Source organism: Actinoplanes sp. NPDC049598 (assembly GCF_040675435.1).
In the GTDB taxonomy this organism is placed as follows: Bacteria; Actinomycetota; Actinomycetes; order Mycobacteriales; family Micromonosporaceae; genus Actinoplanes.
On record NZ_JBFAOX010000016.1, the window covers coordinates 44,750 to 59,793 of the forward strand.

Here is a 15,044-nt window from a genome sequence, read left to right on the forward strand (position 1 = left end):
CGAAGAGTCACAGTTGATCACACAGCCTGTGGACGGCTGTGGATTTCCTGTTGAAGGTTCTGGGGACGACGAGCCGGTAGCGTTGCTACGCCGTCCACAGGCCGGGGGATAAAACCCGTGGATATCCGGTGGATAACCGGTGGACAGCGGTGGACAACCGCCCGTCGGGTCCGCGACTGTGGATGAGGACCGGGGTTTGTACCCTGGTTTCCCACCTGTGAACCACAGGTGGATAACCCTCTGACCAGCAGCAACGCGGGTTTTCCACACTATGCACAGGCCCTATGAAGACGACTAGATATCTCTTCTAAGAGAACAAAAAGCAATGAACGGCGTTGTGGATGTTGTGGGTGATCCGCTTCGAGCCGTCGTTCGTCAGCTTGATCGAGAAACCCGCACCGGGGCCGGAGCGACGCCGCTCCGTCGCCCGCAATAAGGTTCGTGGGGGTCTCAAGCCCTGCCACATGGTCGAAGCTCCACCAACATGAGGAAGCGACGCGGAGGACAGCATGAAGTTCCGGGTGGAGCGAGACGCACTCGCCGATGCCGTGGCCTGGACAGCCAAGAGCCTGCCCAGCCGCCCGTCGGTGCCGGTTCTCGCCGGCGTCATGCTGCGCGTCACCGACAGCAGGTTGCAGGTCTCCGGCTTCGACTACGAAGTCTCCAGCCAGGTGACCGTCGAGGTGCAGGCCGACGCCGACGGCGCCGCCCTGGTCTCCGGCCGTCTGCTCGCCGAGATCACCAAGGCCCTGCCGGCCAAGCCGGTCGACATCGCCGCCGTCGGCGCGCATCTGGAGCTGGTCTGCGGCAGCGCCCGCTTCACGCTCCCGACCATGCCGGTCGAGGACTACCCGAGCCTGCCCGAGATGCCCTCGAGCACCGGCACGGTCGACGCGGCCGCCTTCGCCGCCGCCGTGGCCCAGGTCGCCATCGCGGCCGGGCGGGACGAGACGCTGCCGATGATGACCGGCGTGCGCATCGAGCTGAACGGCTCGACGATGGCCATGCTCGCCACCGACCGCTACCGGCTGGCCATGCGCGAGATGGAGTGGAACCCGGACGACTCCGAGATCAGCCTCAACTCGCTGGTGCCGGCCAAGACCCTCAACGACACGGCCAAGACGCTCGGCCCCCTGGGCGGCTCGGTCACGCTGGCGCTGGCCCAGGGCAACGCGGGCGAGGGCATGATCGGTTTCGCCGGTGGCACCCGCCGCACCACGAGCCGCCTGCTCGACGGGGCCAACTACCCGCCGGTGCGCTCACTGTTCCCGGCCAGCAGCAACGCGCAGGCCCAGATCAGCGTTTCCGGCCTGGTCGAGGTCGTCCGCCGGGTGGCCCTGGTGGCCGAGCGCACCACTCCGGTGCTGCTGAGCTTCAGCGAGGACGGTCTGGTCGTCGAGGCCGGTGGGACGGAGGAGGCGCGGGCCAGCGAGGCCATGGAGGCCACCTTCACCGGCGAGCCGCTGACCATCGGCTTCAACCCGCAGTACCTGATCGACGGTCTGCAGAACCTGGGAGCGCCGATCGCGGTCTTCTCCTTCGTCGACGCGTTCAAGCCCGCTGTGATCTCGCCCGCAACGGAAGAGGGCGAAATCATCCCCGGATACCGCTATCTGATCATGCCGATCAGGGTAACCCGCTGATACTGGGCCTGAGGGAAACGCACGATCTAGGGGGAACACCATGCAGCTCGGCCTCATCGGTCTCGGCCGAATGGGTGGAAACATGCGCGATCGCATTCGCGCGGCCGGTCACGAGGTAGTCGGCTACGACCACCACCCGGAGAACAGCGACGTGGCCAACCTGGCCGAACTGGTCGAGAAGCTCGCCGCTCCGCGGGTCGTCTGGACCATGGTGCCGGCTGGCCAGATCACCGAGGACACCATCAACGAGCTCGCGGACCTGCTGTCCGAGGGCGACATCATCATCGACGGCGGCAACTCGAAGTTCACCGACGACGCCCCGCGCGCCGAGCGGCTCAAGCCCAAGGGCATCCACTACCTCGACGTCGGCGTCTCCGGCGGCATCTGGGGCAAGACCAACGGTTACGCCCTGATGGTCGGCGGCGACGAGGCCGACGTGCAGCACTGCCTGCCGATCTTCCAGGCGCTCAAGCCGGAGGGCGAGTTCGGTTTCGCGCACGCCGGCACGCACGGCGCCGGCCACTACGCCAAGATGATCCACAACGGCATCGAGTACGGCATGATGCAGGCGTACGGCGAGGGCTACGAGATCCTCATGGCCTCCGAGCTCGTCCACAACGTGCCCGCCGTGATCAAGAGCTGGCGCGAGGGCAGCGTCGTCAAGTCGTGGCTGCTCGACCTGCTCGACCGGGCGCTCGACGCCGACCCGGAGCTGGACAAGATCAAGGGCTATGTCGAGGACACCGGTGAGGGTCGCTGGACCGTCGACGAGGCCGTCCGCCTCGCCGTGCCGGCCCACGTCCTGGCCGCCTCGATCTTCACCCGGTTCGAGTCCCGTCAGGACGACTCGCCCGCGATGAAGGCCGTGGCCGCGCTGCGCAACCAGTTCGGCGGTCACGCCGTGAAGTCCGTCTGAGCGAGCCGTGTACGTACGCCGGGTCGAGCTGACCAACTTCCGCTCCTACGAGCGGGTCGCGGTCGATCTCGAACCCGGCGTGTCCGTGCTGGTCGGCCAGAACGGCATGGGCAAGACCAATCTGATCGAGGCACTCGGTTACGTGGCCACTCTGGACAGTCACCGGGTGGCCACCGACGCCCCGCTGGTCCGGGCCGGCGCGGCCAGCGCGGTCGTCCGGTGCGCGATCGTCCACGAGGGACGCGAGCTGCTGGTCGAGCTGGAGATCGTGCCCGGCAAGGCGAACCGGGCCCGGCTCAACCGGTCCCCGGTGCGCCGCCCGCGGGAGATCCTCGGGGCGCTGCGCATGGTGCTGTTCGCCCCGGAGGATCTCGAGCTGGTCCGCGGCGACCCGTCGGAGCGCCGCCGCTACCTCGACGACCTGCTCGTCGCCCGCCAGCCGCGCTACGCCGGCGTCCGGGCCGACTACGACCGGGTGATCAAGCAACGCAACGCCCTGCTGCGCACCGCGTACCTGACCCGCAAGGTCGGCGGGAACCGCGGCCAGGATCTGTCCACGTTGGCCGTCTGGGATCAGCACCTGGCCCATCACGGCGCCGAGCTGCTGGCCGGCCGGCTGGAGCTGGTGGCGGCCCTCGGGCCGCATCTCACCAAGGCATACGACGCCGTCGCGGCCGGCCGGGCCTCGGCCGCCATCGCCTACGCGGCCAAGCTCGGCGACGGCCTCACCCCGGACCGCCCCGCCCTCGAGCAGGCCCTGCTCGACTCGCTGCAGGAACGCCGGACGGCCGAGATCGAGCGCGGCGTCACCCTGGTCGGCCCGCACCGCGACGACCTCGCCCTCAACCTCGGCGACCTGCCGGCCAAGGGCTACGCGAGCCACGGCGAGTCCTGGTCGTTCGCCCTGGCGCTGCGCCTGGCCGCCTACGACCTGCTGCGCTCCGACGGCATCGAGCCGGTGCTGGTGCTCGACGACGTCTTCGCCGAGCTCGACGGCGGCCGGCGCGAGCGCCTGGCCGCCCTCGTCTCGGACGCGGCCCAGCTCCTGGTCACCTGTGCCGTCCCCGAGGACGTGCCGGCCGCCCTGCGCGGCGCTCGCTACGACGTCACCACCGGGTCGGTGGCCCGTGCCGGCTAGAGGCGACGACGACCCGGCCCGCCGGGACGGCAACCGGGCGCACCGCGACGACGACCCGGCCCGCCGGGACGACCGGACCCGCCACGACGACCTCGTGCGGGAGCGCAGCCGGCACGACGACCTGATGCGTGAGCACCGTCCGCCCGCGGACGGTGACCGGCCCCAGCCGCCATCCACAGCGGAGCGGTTTTATCCACAGGCCCGGCCGGACAGCCTGACCCGCGAGGAGCTCGGGGTGGCCGACGACGGCTGGTACGAGGCCGAGACCGCGGCTGCGGCGCACCCGGAACGGTCACGATGGCGCTCGGAAGATCCCGCCGGACGCCCTTCCAGGCCCGCTGAGGCTTCAGAAGGCGAGAATGCTGGGTCCACCCAGGGTGGCGGCGAACCGAAGGCTCAGGAAGGCTCTGAAGGCCCTTCGGGTCCCGAGCTGGCCCGGGCCGTGCTCGACGCGGCCCTGGCCCGGCGGCGCGAGAACCTGGCCCGCAAGCCGCGCCGTGGCCCGACCGGCGCCAAGGGCGAGAAACGGCTGCGCGGTTACTCCGGTGCTGGGCCCGACCCGCGTGACCCGCAGTTGTTCGGCGACGTGCTCGGCCGTCTGATGAAGGCTCGGGGCTGGGAACGCCCCAAGGCCGAGGCCACGGTCTTCGGGGCCTGGGAGAAGGTGGTCGGCCCCGAGATCGCCTCGCACAGCCGGCCGGTCAAGCTCGACGCCGGCGTGCTGACCGTCGAGGCCGAGTCGACCGCCTGGGCCACCCAGCTGCGCCTGCTGGCCGCCACCCTGCTGCGCAACATCGCCGGCGAGGTCGGCCACAACGTCGTCACCAAGCTCAACATCCACGGCCCGGCCGCCCCGTCCTGGAGCAAGGGCCCCCGGCGCGTTCAGGGCCGGGGACCCCGGGACACGTACGGCTAGGTCTGGCCCTGGCTCTCAGTAGTCGGCGAAGACGGCGAAGCCGCGCTCGGCGCAGCGCCGGTAGAACCCGGCCAGGATGGCCAGTTCGGAGCGGGCGAAGCTCCAGTGCGGCGCGTTGCCGGCGTCGTCGCGCAGGGCGGCCAGGCGCTGATCGAGCCAGCGCAGCTGCTGTTCGGCCAGCCGGCCGGCCGAGACCGCGTTGCGCATGACCTCGGCCACCGTGTCGAAGGTGACCAGGTCGCCGTACTTCTCGTGGCCCTCGACGAAGCGCTCGAGGCCGCCCGCGATCCAGGCGCAGCCGTCCGGGTCGATCACCGGGTCCTCGTCCTCGGCGGCCGCCTCCGTCGCGTACAGCACGCCGCCCAGCCCGAGGAGCAGATCCACCAGCTCGGTGTACGCGGTCGCCCGCACCGTGCCGGTCTTGGCGATGTGCAGCGCCAGCGCTCCCGTGGGCGCGGCGATCTCGGGGGCGTCGGCGATCGCCCCGAAGTCGACGAACTCGGCGGGAGCTACCGGGTCGTAGTACTGGTTGGTCCGCGGCCAATGCACCGCGACGTTCTCCAGCCCCTTGTCGTGCGCCATTGGGGGCCATCCCTCCTAGACCGATTCGCGGCCGTCCGGCCAAGCACCGGCCCGCGCGGGGAGGTTACGACACAAACCCCCGCCGCTGGGAGGCAGTGTCGCAGCGCGTGGCCGCGGGACCCGGCAGGCGCGCCCCAGCGATCGGCGGCCGGATCACTTGCCGTTGCGGGCGGTGCCCGTTCCGTGTAGGGGAGGACTTAGGACGCGCCCTAAATCCGGCTACGGCAATCTGAGGCACCCGGAAGGGGTGCCGGACCCTCACCAACTCGATTCGGCGGAGTAGAATCGATGGAGACCGGGAAAACTTGAGTGTCAGGATCGCGGACGGCCGGATCAGGCCGTCTGCGGTCACGCTACGCGGTTTTTCCAGCCGATCACGATCCGCGGGCCGTCCGCGGCGACCGGCGAGCACGGTTCCACCGGTGGTCCGCTTCTCCCCGCGGGTTGTCATCTGTGGCCGACCCTGCGCGCCGCCGCCCGCCGCGCGCCCGCCTCCCTGTACGGGGCCTCACCGCCCCGTCACGAGAAAGTGGCCGAGGGTGACAGAGAACAACCAGGAATACGGTGCCGGTCAGATCACCGTCCTCGAGGGCCTCGAGGCGGTCCGCAAGCGCCCGGGCATGTACATCGGCTCCACCGGCGAGCGCGGTCTGCACCACCTGGTCTGGGAGGTTGTGGACAACGCGGTCGACGAGGCGATGGCCGGCTACTGCGACACCGTCGACGTGGTCCTGATGGCCGACGGCGGCGTCTCGGTCACCGACAACGGCCGTGGTTTCCCGGTCGACCTGCACCCGAAACTGAAGAAGCCGGGCGTCGAGGTGGCCCTGACCATCCTGCACGCCGGCGGCAAGTTCGAGGGCACCGCCTACAAGGTGTCCGGCGGCCTGCACGGCGTCGGCGTCTCGGTCGTGAACGCGCTGTCGACCAAGATGCACGTCGAGATCCACAAGGACGGCTTCGTCTGGCGGCAGGACTACACCGCGTCCAAGCCCGGCACGCTGGAGAAGGGCGAGCCGACCGCCACCACCGGCTCGACCGTGCAGTTCTGGCCCGACCCGACGATCTTCGAGACCACCGAGTACGACTTCCAGACGATCTACCGGCGCCTGCAGGAGTACGCGTTCCTCAACAAGGCGCTGACCATCAACTTCACCGACGAGCGCTCGGTCGAGGACGACGGCGAGCACCGCAAGGTCACCTTCATGTACGCGGACGGCATCTCCGACTTCGTCCGCCACCTCAACGCCACGAAGACCCCGATCCACAAGTCGGTCATCGACTTCGGCGCCGAGTCGGCCGAGGAGGGCATGGCAGTCGAGGTCGCCATGCAGTGGAACGAGTCGTACGGCGAGTCGGTCTACACCTTCGCCAACTCGATCAACACGCACGAGGGCGGCACCCACGAGGAGGGCTTCCGGGCGGCGCTGACCAGCATCGTCAACCGTTACGGGGCCGAGAAGAAGTTCCTCAAGAGCGACGAGAAGCTCTCCGGCGAGGACATCCGCGAAGGCCTGGCCGCGATCATCTCGGTCAAGCTGGCCAACCCGCAGTTCGAGGGCCAGACCAAGACCAAGCTCGGCAACACCGACATGAAGAGCTTCGTGCAGCGCGTGGCCAACGAGCAGCTGGCCGACTGGTTCGACCGCAACCCGACCGACGCGAAGATCATCATCACCAAGGCGTCGCAGGCGGCCCGGGCCCGTATCGCCGCCCAGCAGGCCCGCAAGCTGGCCCGCCGCAAGTCGCTGCTGGAGTCGGGCTCGATGCCGGGCAAGCTGGCCGACTGCCAGTCGACCGACCCGCGGGTCTCCGAGCTGTTCATCGTCGAGGGCGACTCGGCCGGCGGCTCGGCCAAGCAGGGCCGCGACAGCCAGATCCAGGCCATCCTGCCGATCCGCGGCAAAATCCTGAACGTGGAGAAGGCCCGCATCGACCGGGTCCTGAAGAACAACGAGGTCCAGGCGCTGATCACCGCCATGGGCACCGGCATCCACGACGACTTCGACATCGCCAAGCTGCGCTACCACAAGATCGTGCTGATGGCCGACGCCGACGTCGACGGCCAGCACATCCAGACGCTGCTGCTGACCCTGCTGTTCCGCTTCATGCGACCGCTGGTCGAGCAGGGCCACGTCTACCTGGCGGCCCCGCCGCTCTACAAGATCAAGTGGAACAAGCGCGGCGACGACGCGCAGTACGCGTACTCCGACCGCGAGCGGGACGGCCTCATCGCGCTGCGCCAGCAGAAGAAGCCGAACGCCAAGCCGGACGACATCCAGCGGTTCAAGGGTCTCGGCGAGATGAACTTCCACGAGCTCTGGGACACGACGATGGACCCGGCCACGCGCACGCTGCGTCAGGTCACGCTCGACGACGCCGCGGTGGCCGACGAGCTGTTCAGCGTTCTCATGGGCGAGGACGTCGAGGCGAGGCGCTCGTTCATCCAGCGCAACGCCAAGGACGTGCGGTTCCTGGACATCTAGGTTGCCGAGTATCCACAGCGTCACCCTACTTTCCACAACGTTATCCACAGCGATACGTGGGCACTTGCCGTATATGTCTGGTTTCACCTTGAGTAAGGGTTAACAGTGACTGACACTCCAGAGCCCCCCGACGGCGACGTCCCGGAGATCCCCGGCGGCGTGACCCAGCGCGTCGAGCCCGTCGGCCTCGAGGTCGAGATGCAGCGCTCGTACCTCGACTACGCGATGAGCGTGATCGTCGGCCGGGCGCTGCCCGACGTCCGCGACGGCCTCAAGCCGGTGCACCGCAAGATCCTCTACGCGATGTACGACTCCGGCTTCCGGCCCGACCGCGGATACGTCAAGTGCGCCCGCGTCGTCGGCGACGTCATGGGCAACTACCACCCGCACGGCGACTCGTCGATCTACGACGCCCTCGTGCGGATGGGGCAGCCGTGGTCGCTGCGCTACCCCCTGATCGACGGCAACGGCAACTTCGGCTCGCCCGGCAACGACCCGCCGGCCGCCATGCGCTACACCGAGTCGAAGCTGTCGCCGCTGGCGATGGAGATGCTGCGTGACATCGACGAGGACACCGTCGACATGCAGGACAACTACGACGGGCGTACGCAGGAGCCGACGATCCTGCCCGCCCGCTTCCCCAACCTGCTGGTCAACGGCTCCGAGGGCATCGCGGTCGGCATGGCCACCAAGATCCCGCCGCACAACCTGCGCGAGATCGCCGGCGCCGTGCAGTGGCAGCTGGACAACCCCGACTCCGACGAAGCCACCGCGCTCGAGGCCATGCTCGAGATCGTCAAGGGTCCCGACTTCCCGACCTACGGCCTGATCGTCGGCCAGCAGGCGATCCAGGACGCGTACCGCACCGGCCGCGGCTCGATCCGCATGCGCGCCGTCGTCGAGGTCGAGGAGGACCCGCGCGGCCGCCCCTGCCTGGTCGTCACCGAGCTGCCCTACCAGGTCAACCCGGACAACCTGGCCGAGCGCGTCGCCGAGCTGGTCAAGGAGGGCAAGCTCACCGGCATCGCCGACATCCGGGACGAGTCCTCCGGCCGTACGGGCATGCGGTTGATCCTGGTCCTCAAGCGCGACGCGGTCGCCAAGGTCGTGCTGAACAACCTGTACAAGCACACCCAGCTGCAGGAGACGTTCGGCGCGAACATGCTCGCCCTGGTCGACGGCGTGCCCCGCACGCTCAACCTGGCGCAGTTCATCCGCTACTACGTCGACCACCAGATCGAGGTCATCCGCCGGCGGACCGCGTTCCGCCTGCGTAAGGCCGAGGAGCGCGCGCACATCCTGCGCGGCCTGGTCAAGGCGCTCGACATGCTCGACGAGGTCATCGCCCTGATCCGGCGCTCGCCGACGGTCGAGGACTCGCGCCAGGGCCTGATGCAGCTGCTCGACGTCGACGAGGTGCAGGCCACCGCGATCCTCGACATGCAGCTGCGCCGCCTGGCCGCCCTCGAGCGCCAGCGCATCATCGACGAGCTCGCCAAGATCGAGCTCGAGATCGCCGACCTCAAGGACATCCTGGCCAAGCCGGAGCGCCAGCGGGCCATCGTCTCCGACGAGCTCGGCGAGATCGTCCAGAAGTACGGCGACGAGCGGCGCACGCAGATCATCCCGTTCGACGGTGAGGTCTCCATGGAGGATCTCATCGCGCGCGAGGACGTTGTGGTGACCATCACACGTACCGGTTACGCGAAGCGCACGAAGGTCGATCTGTACCGGTCGCAGAAGCGTGGCGGCAAGGGTGTCAGCGGCGCCACGCTGCGGCAGGACGACATCGTGTCGCACTTCTTCGTCATCTCGACGCACGACTGGATGCTGTTCTTCACCAACAAAGGCCGGGTCTACCGGGCCAAGGCCTACGAGCTGCCCGAAGCGGCCCGGGTGGCCAAGGGCCAGCACGTCGCCAACCTGCTGGCTTTCCAGCCCGACGAGCACATCGCGCAGGTCATCCAGATCCCGAACTACCAGGTCGCGCCATACCTTGTGCTCGCCACTAAGAATGGCCTCGTGAAGAAGACCCGCCTCGAGGAATTTGACTCCAACCGCAGCGGTGGCATCATCGCCATCAACCTGCGGGAGGACGACGAGTTGGTGGGCGCGGCCCTGGCGGCATCGGAGAACGATCTGCTGCTGGTCTCCAAGAAGGCTCAGGCCATCCGGTTCAACGCCACCGACGAGGCGCTGCGACCCATGGGCCGGGCCACCTCGGGCGTGATCGGCATGCGGTTCAGCGACAACGACGAGCTGCTCGCCATGGAGGTCGTGCGCGACGGCATGGATGTGTTGGTCGCCACCAACGGTGGGTATGCGAAGCGCACGCCGATCGAGGAGTATCCCGTGCAGGGCCGGGGTGGCAAGGGTGTGCTCACCGCCAAGATCACGGAGCGCCGTGGTGGACTGGTGGGCGCCCTCGTGATCAGCCCGGAGGATGAACTATTTGCCATCACCAGCAATGGTGGTGTCATCCGGACTCCCGTGAAGCCTGTACGGCGCACGAGGGATCGGAACACAATGGGGGTCAAGCTGATGGACCTCCCAGAAGGTGTAACCATCGTGGCGCTTGCTCGCAATGCCGACGAGCCTGACGAACAGGACTAGTTGATGCCGGAGACACAGGCGAAGTCGGGGGCCACGGGGAGCTCAGCGACTCCGGACGAAGCGGCCAAGAAAGACGCCGCCAAGAACGGACGCGAGTCAGCCGCGGCTCGTACGGCGGCCCCCGCCGAAGCCCCGTCCCCGCCGAAGTTCACCCGGGCGCCGGGCATGGCCCCGCCCCCCGGTGAGCCCAACGCCGACAGTGACGACACGAAACGCCCCACCGGCGGCATCGTGAAAGGCTCGGCCAGTGTGCCGACCGTCACCAAGGGCAAAGGCGCTGCCCCCGGCAGCACCTCGGGACGTGTCAGCGTGCCCGGAGCCGCCAAGCCCGGCGGCGCCGGCACAGGCCCGCAGCAGCGCCCCGGCGGCGCCGCCGCGGCGCCGGCACCCGGGCAGACCACCTCCGGCAAGGCCCGCCCGGCCGGCCCGCAGCAGCAGCCCCAGGGCGGCAACGCGGTCGGCGCGGCCCGGGTCACCGAAGCGGTCCGCTCGGCCCGCACCACGGTCACCTCGGCCGCCGCCCGCGGCCCGCGCCGGGCCCGGCTGAACCTCAAGCGGATCGACCCCTGGTCCGTGATGAAGTTCTCCTTCGCCGTCTCCGTGGTCCTGTTCATCGTCGTGGTGGTCGCCACCTCGGTGCTCTACCTGGCGCTGGACGCCATGGGCGTCTGGGGCGAGGTCAACACCAGCCTCAAGGAGCTCGTCACCGCCACCGGCAGCGACAGCACCGACTCCAGCGGCGGCTTCCAGATCACCGCCTGGGGCGTCATCGGCACCTCCATGCTGATCGGCGCCGTGAACGTAGTCCTGTTCACCGCCCTGGCCACCCTCGGCGCCTTCATCTACAACGTCTGCGCCGACCTCGTCGGCGGCGTCGAACTGACCCTCGCCGAGAGGGACTGACACCAAGCACAACGGGTTGGGGGCCACCCCCGTTTTGGCGGCCCCCAACCCTGTGCGGTAACCTTCGGTGTCGCTTCTGAGGGGCTATAGCTCAGTCGGTTAGAGCGCAGAGCTGATAACTCTGAGGTCGCTGGTTCGATTCCAGCTAGCCCCACGCGCGACAGGCGACCTGTGTCCGCAAAGTGCGCGGACCTGGGTCGCTTGTCATATCTGCCTGGGGGGCGACCCCCAGACCCCCACGTTGCGGTGGGCGCGGTGAGTGATTTGGTTGCGCTCTCGCCTCTTCTGCGGCTGGAGGGCTCGCAGACAACTTTTCTGGGGGTCGTGATGCTCAAGAAGCTTCTGATCGTGGCTGGCGTTGTTGGCGCGGCGGCTCTGGTGTTCAAGAAGGTCAAGGCGTCGAGCGACGAGCGGGCGCTGTGGCACGAGGCGACGACCACGCCGGATCTCCGCTAGCGCCGGTGGTCGGCAGCGGTCGTAGACTGCTGGTCGAGGGGCCCTAGCTCAACTGGCAGAGCACCGCCTTTGCAAGGCGGGGGTTAGGGGTTCAAGTCCCCTGGGCTCCACCACAACCGAAGACAGATACGGCTCCCACCCGCCTAGCGGGCCGGGAGCCGTTTTGCTTGCCCCCGCCAGCAACCCGCCAGGCGGCCTGCGCCAGGCCAGCGGCACAGCCGACGGGAAGGCCAGGAACGCGGGCTGGGGGGAGGCCGGGAGCGCGGGTGGCGCGGGTTGTGGGGGAGGCCGGGAGCGCGGGTGGCGCGGGTTCTGGGGAAGGCCGGGAGCGCGGGTGGCGCGGGTTCTGGGGAAGGCCGGGGGCGCGGGCTGTGGCAAAGGCGGGAGCGCGGGGTGCGGGAAAGCCCGGGAGCACGGGCGGCGCGGGGCCGTTGGGAAGGCCAAGGACGCGGGTGGCGCGGGCCGTGGGGAAGGCCGGCTGGGACCTGAGCTGCGGCGGTGACTGGGGGCCGCGAGGGCAGGGATCACCCAAGCCCGTCCTTGCCCTTCAACCAGATCCCAGCAGCGATGGCCCGGGGTCTGGGGCAGCGCCCCAGGGTCTTCCCCCTCCAGGACAGCCCAGACACCCCCAACGTGATCTACTAACCGCCGTGCGCCGTAGAAACGTTCTTGGACTAGCAGCCCTGGGCCTGCTGTCAGCCTGCGGCGACAAATCGGCGACCAAAACAGAGCCCACCCCCTCCGCCGCTGCGATCGACCGTCACCCGACCGCAGCCGACTACGAGTGGTTCACCCAGGTCAAAGACCTGAGCAAGGGCTACTGCTTCGTCTGGGCGGCCACCATCAGAACCCCCGAGGTCCTGAAACGCCTCCACGGCAAAGAGCTCGAACGCATCGTCTGGCAGCAACTGGTGGGCGCCGGCGACGGCCAGCGCATCACCACCGACAAATACTTCTTCGGCGTCACCCGGGTCGACAACAGCTCGCTCATCATCGAGGACAACGGCACCCTAGGGCTCGCCGACCAGCTCCTCTCCGAGCTCTCCGTAGGCACCACAGTCGTCTGCAACTACCGCGGAGCCGACAACCACAGCCGCTTCCTGGTCATGACCGACCGCGTAGTCGAGCTCGAATTCGACCCCGCCACCGACGGTCGGCGCCTGGGCACCCGCGCCTCCGAGCTCGCCCCGATGATCAACGCCGTCGGCTACACCCCGGCAACCCGGCAAGCCGCCTCGTTCGCGCTTGCTGAGCGCCTGACCGGCGTACCGCTGACCCTGGATCTTCTGAAAGAGCGCACCTACGCCTTCAGCTCAGCCCCTCGCTGAAAGAAGCATCACCCGTTCGGTTGTTGCAGTCCCCGACCGACCACGACAATATCCACGTGTGACGATGCGCACAGCCGAGTTTCTCAGCATCGGTGAGGCCGCGGTTCTTCTGCGGTTCCCGAGACGCCGCGTGCTGGATCTCTGCGCCCGGGGGCTTCTGCCGTATGTCAATGTCGGCCCGCAGCGGCGGGTGCGGCGATCCGATGTGGAGGCTCTGATTCACCCTGTGCTGACCAGGGAGCAGACCGAGCAGCTGTGGCTGCATCGTGCGATCGCGGCCAAGCTGGCCGCCCACCCGCCGGCCGTTCTGGCCGCCGCGGCGATCAATCTTCGGCGGCTGCGCACCCTTCACCCCGCCGGCCAGGAATGGGCTTGGCTCGATCGGTGGGAGGGTCTGCTGGACAACGGAGTGCTCGCCGTCATAGACACTCTGACTTCTCCGGCGCAGTATGCGGTTCAGTTGCGCAGCACGTCTCCCTTCGCGGGTGTGCTGTCGGAGGCGGAACGGCGGGCGGTCCTGACGGCCCTCGCCGAAAGCCGCCGTGACCAGGCAAGACCCATGCGCCTGGAGACCCTCGAGCGGGTCATGCGCGCAGTGTGAGTCCTCGATCACAAAAGTAGATCAGGGCCTTATGTATCTCGGGTTCGCAGGCAGATAGTGGAGATCGTCTGCGCCCCCGGGAGGTACCGATGCCGACGACCATTCCGCATCTCAACACAGCCACGCGGCTCAAGGATCTGCTCGAAGCGCTGTTACAAGCGCCGATGCCTGTACGGATCCGGGCCTGGGACGGCACCGAGGCCGGTCCGGCCGGCACCCCGGTGGTGATTCTGCGCAGCCGGCGGGCCCTGCGCCGGATCATCTGGCAGCCCAACGAGCTCGGGCTGGCCCGGGCGTACGTCTCGGGCGAGCTCGACGTCGAGGGTGATCTGTACGACGCGCTGACCCGCCTGGCCGCCCTGATCTGGCGGGCGCCGGAGCTGAGGGACGTCCCGATCCGGTCCGTCTTCGGCGACCTGGTGCGGCTCGGCGTGCTCGGCACCCAGCCCAAGCCGCCACCGGAGGAGATGGTCGTCACCGGCAGCCGGCACAGCAAGCGGCGGGACCGGCAGGCGATCAGCCACCACTACGACGTCGGCAACGACTTCTACCGGATCGTCCTCGGGCCGAGCATGGTCTACTCCTGCGCGTACTGGGTCTCCGACGAGCCCGGCTACGGGCTGGCCGACGCGCAGCGCGACAAGCTCGACCTGATCTGCCGCAAGCTGGGCCTGGAGCCGGGCATGCGCCTGCTCGACGTGGGCTGCGGCTGGGGCAGCCTGGCCATCCACGCCGCCCGCGAGTACGGCGTACGGGTCCTGGGCATCACGCTCTCGACCGAGCAGGCCGACTTCGCCCGTAAGCAGGTCGCCGAGGCCGGTCTGACCGAGCAGGTCGAGATCCGGGTGCAGGACTACCGCGACCTCGACGACGGCCCGTTCGACGCGATCTCCAGCGTCGGCATGGCCGAGCATGTCGGCACGGGGCCGTACCTGGAGTACGCGCAGATCCTCCACGGCCAGCTCAAGCCGGGCGGCCGGCTGCTCAACCACCAGATCTCCCGGCTGCGCCTGGCCGAGAAGCAGCCGCACCAGCAGCGGTCCTTCATCGACGCGTACGTCTTCCCGGACGGCGAGCTGGCCCCGGTCGGCACGACGGTCACCCTGCTGGAGCAGGCCGGCTTCGAGGTACGCGACGTGCACGCGCTCCGGGAGCACTACGGCCGCACGCTGCGCGCGTGGGTGGCGAACCTGGAGTCGGACTGGGCCGAGGCGGTGGAGCTGACCAGCCCGGGCCGGGCCAGGGTGTGGCGGCTGTACATGGCCGCGTCGGCGCTGGCCTTCGAGCGGGCCGGAATCGGGGTGAACCAGGTGCTAGCGGTCAAGGAGCACCGGGACGGTACGAGCGATATGCCCGCTACGCGGAGCGCCTATTCGGTGTGATCGATGCTGTCACCGGGCGCGTGTCCTTTTCGGTCGGTGACAGTTCGATTACCCAGAAACGAATCCGGACGTTGTCCACA

General features: G+C 68.8%; 12 protein-coding genes and 2 tRNA genes. 13 read left to right on the top strand and 1 reads right to left on the bottom strand.

Going from position 1 to position 15,044, the window contains the following annotated elements:
• Positions 1-509 precede the first annotated feature (509 nt).
• The 4 genes from dnaN to AB0J66_RS31555 all read left to right on the top strand — a co-directional run bounded on the left by dnaN (position 510) and on the right by AB0J66_RS31555 (position 4,613).
• Positions 510-1,643 (top strand): DNA polymerase III subunit beta, encoded by a 1,134-nt coding sequence (gene dnaN / locus AB0J66_RS31540; protein WP_364668356.1) that lies wholly within the window; start codon positions 510-512, stop codon positions 1,641-1,643.
• A gap of 40 nt (positions 1,644-1,683) precedes the next feature.
• On the top strand, positions 1,684-2,559 hold the full coding sequence (gnd, locus tag AB0J66_RS31545; RefSeq protein ID WP_364668358.1) for a phosphogluconate dehydrogenase (NAD(+)-dependent, decarboxylating): 876 nt from the start codon (positions 1,684-1,686) through the stop codon (positions 2,557-2,559).
• Positions 2,560-2,566: 7 nt separating this feature from the next.
• Entirely contained in the window at positions 2,567-3,697 is a 1,131-nt protein-coding gene (gene recF, locus AB0J66_RS31550) for a DNA replication/repair protein RecF (RefSeq protein WP_364668361.1), read from the top strand.
• Positions 3,698-4,127: 430 nt separating this feature from the next.
• Positions 4,128-4,613: a DciA family protein gene (locus AB0J66_RS31555; protein WP_364668717.1), complete on the top strand. Its 486-nt coding sequence runs from the start codon at positions 4,128-4,130 to the stop codon at positions 4,611-4,613.
• Between the two features lie 15 nt (positions 4,614-4,628).
• Here the strand turns inward: AB0J66_RS31555 and AB0J66_RS31560 are convergent, their stop codons facing one another.
• Positions 4,629-5,195, bottom strand: coding sequence for a hypothetical protein (locus AB0J66_RS31560; RefSeq protein ID WP_364668363.1), 567 nt, complete (start codon positions 5,193-5,195; stop codon positions 4,629-4,631).
• A gap of 539 nt (positions 5,196-5,734) precedes the next feature.
• On the opposite strand from AB0J66_RS31560, the gene gyrB reads away from it, so the two are divergent.
• From gyrB to AB0J66_RS31605, 9 genes are all read left to right on the top strand, one after another.
• On the top strand, positions 5,735-7,681 hold the full coding sequence (gene gyrB / locus AB0J66_RS31565) for a DNA topoisomerase (ATP-hydrolyzing) subunit B (RefSeq protein WP_364668366.1): 1,947 nt from the start codon (positions 5,735-5,737) through the stop codon (positions 7,679-7,681).
• A gap of 105 nt (positions 7,682-7,786) precedes the next feature.
• A complete protein-coding gene (gyrA, locus tag AB0J66_RS31570; RefSeq protein WP_364668368.1) occupies positions 7,787-10,294 on the top strand; it encodes a DNA gyrase subunit A in 2,508 nt (835 codons plus the stop codon).
• Positions 10,295-10,297: 3 nt separating this feature from the next.
• Complete coding sequence (locus tag AB0J66_RS31575; RefSeq protein ID WP_364668371.1) at positions 10,298-11,197, top strand: DUF3566 domain-containing protein; 900 nt, start codon at positions 10,298-10,300, stop codon at positions 11,195-11,197.
• An 80-nt stretch (positions 11,198-11,277) separates the two neighbouring features.
• Positions 11,278-11,351 (top strand) — tRNA-Ile (locus AB0J66_RS31580).
• 173 nt (positions 11,352-11,524) lie between these two features.
• On the top strand, positions 11,525-11,653 hold the full coding sequence (locus AB0J66_RS31585) for a DLW-39 family protein (RefSeq protein WP_364668720.1): 129 nt from the start codon (positions 11,525-11,527) through the stop codon (positions 11,651-11,653).
• A 37-nt stretch (positions 11,654-11,690) separates the two neighbouring features.
• Positions 11,691-11,766, top strand: a tRNA-Ala gene (locus AB0J66_RS31590).
• Positions 11,767-12,303: 537 nt separating this feature from the next.
• Entirely contained in the window at positions 12,304-12,981 is a 678-nt protein-coding gene (locus tag AB0J66_RS31595) for a DUF6461 domain-containing protein (protein ID WP_364668374.1), read from the top strand.
• Positions 12,982-13,045: 64 nt separating this feature from the next.
• Positions 13,046-13,582, top strand: coding sequence for a helix-turn-helix domain-containing protein (locus tag AB0J66_RS31600; protein ID WP_364668722.1), 537 nt, complete (start codon positions 13,046-13,048; stop codon positions 13,580-13,582).
• Positions 13,583-13,671: 89 nt separating this feature from the next.
• Entirely contained in the window at positions 13,672-14,964 is a 1,293-nt protein-coding gene (locus tag AB0J66_RS31605; protein WP_364668377.1) for a cyclopropane-fatty-acyl-phospholipid synthase family protein, read from the top strand.
• Positions 14,965-15,044: the final 80 nt, after the last annotated feature.

Coding starts and splice junctions, on each gene's coding strand:
- AB0J66_RS31560 (WP_364668363.1), bottom strand. CDS start 5,195: ATGGCGCACGACAAGGGGCTGGAGAACGTCGCGGTGCATTGGCCGCGG.
- gnd (WP_364668358.1), top strand. CDS start 1,684: ATGCAGCTCGGCCTCATCGGTCTCGGCCGAATGGGTGGAAACATGCGC.
- dnaN (WP_364668356.1), top strand. CDS start 510: ATGAAGTTCCGGGTGGAGCGAGACGCACTCGCCGATGCCGTGGCCTGG.
- AB0J66_RS31575 (WP_364668371.1), top strand. CDS start 10,298: ATGCCGGAGACACAGGCGAAGTCGGGGGCCACGGGGAGCTCAGCGACT.
- AB0J66_RS31600 (WP_364668722.1), top strand. CDS start 13,046: ATGCGCACAGCCGAGTTTCTCAGCATCGGTGAGGCCGCGGTTCTTCTG.
- AB0J66_RS31605 (WP_364668377.1), top strand. CDS start 13,672: ATGCCGACGACCATTCCGCATCTCAACACAGCCACGCGGCTCAAGGAT.
- AB0J66_RS31585 (WP_364668720.1), top strand. CDS start 11,525: ATGCTCAAGAAGCTTCTGATCGTGGCTGGCGTTGTTGGCGCGGCGGCT.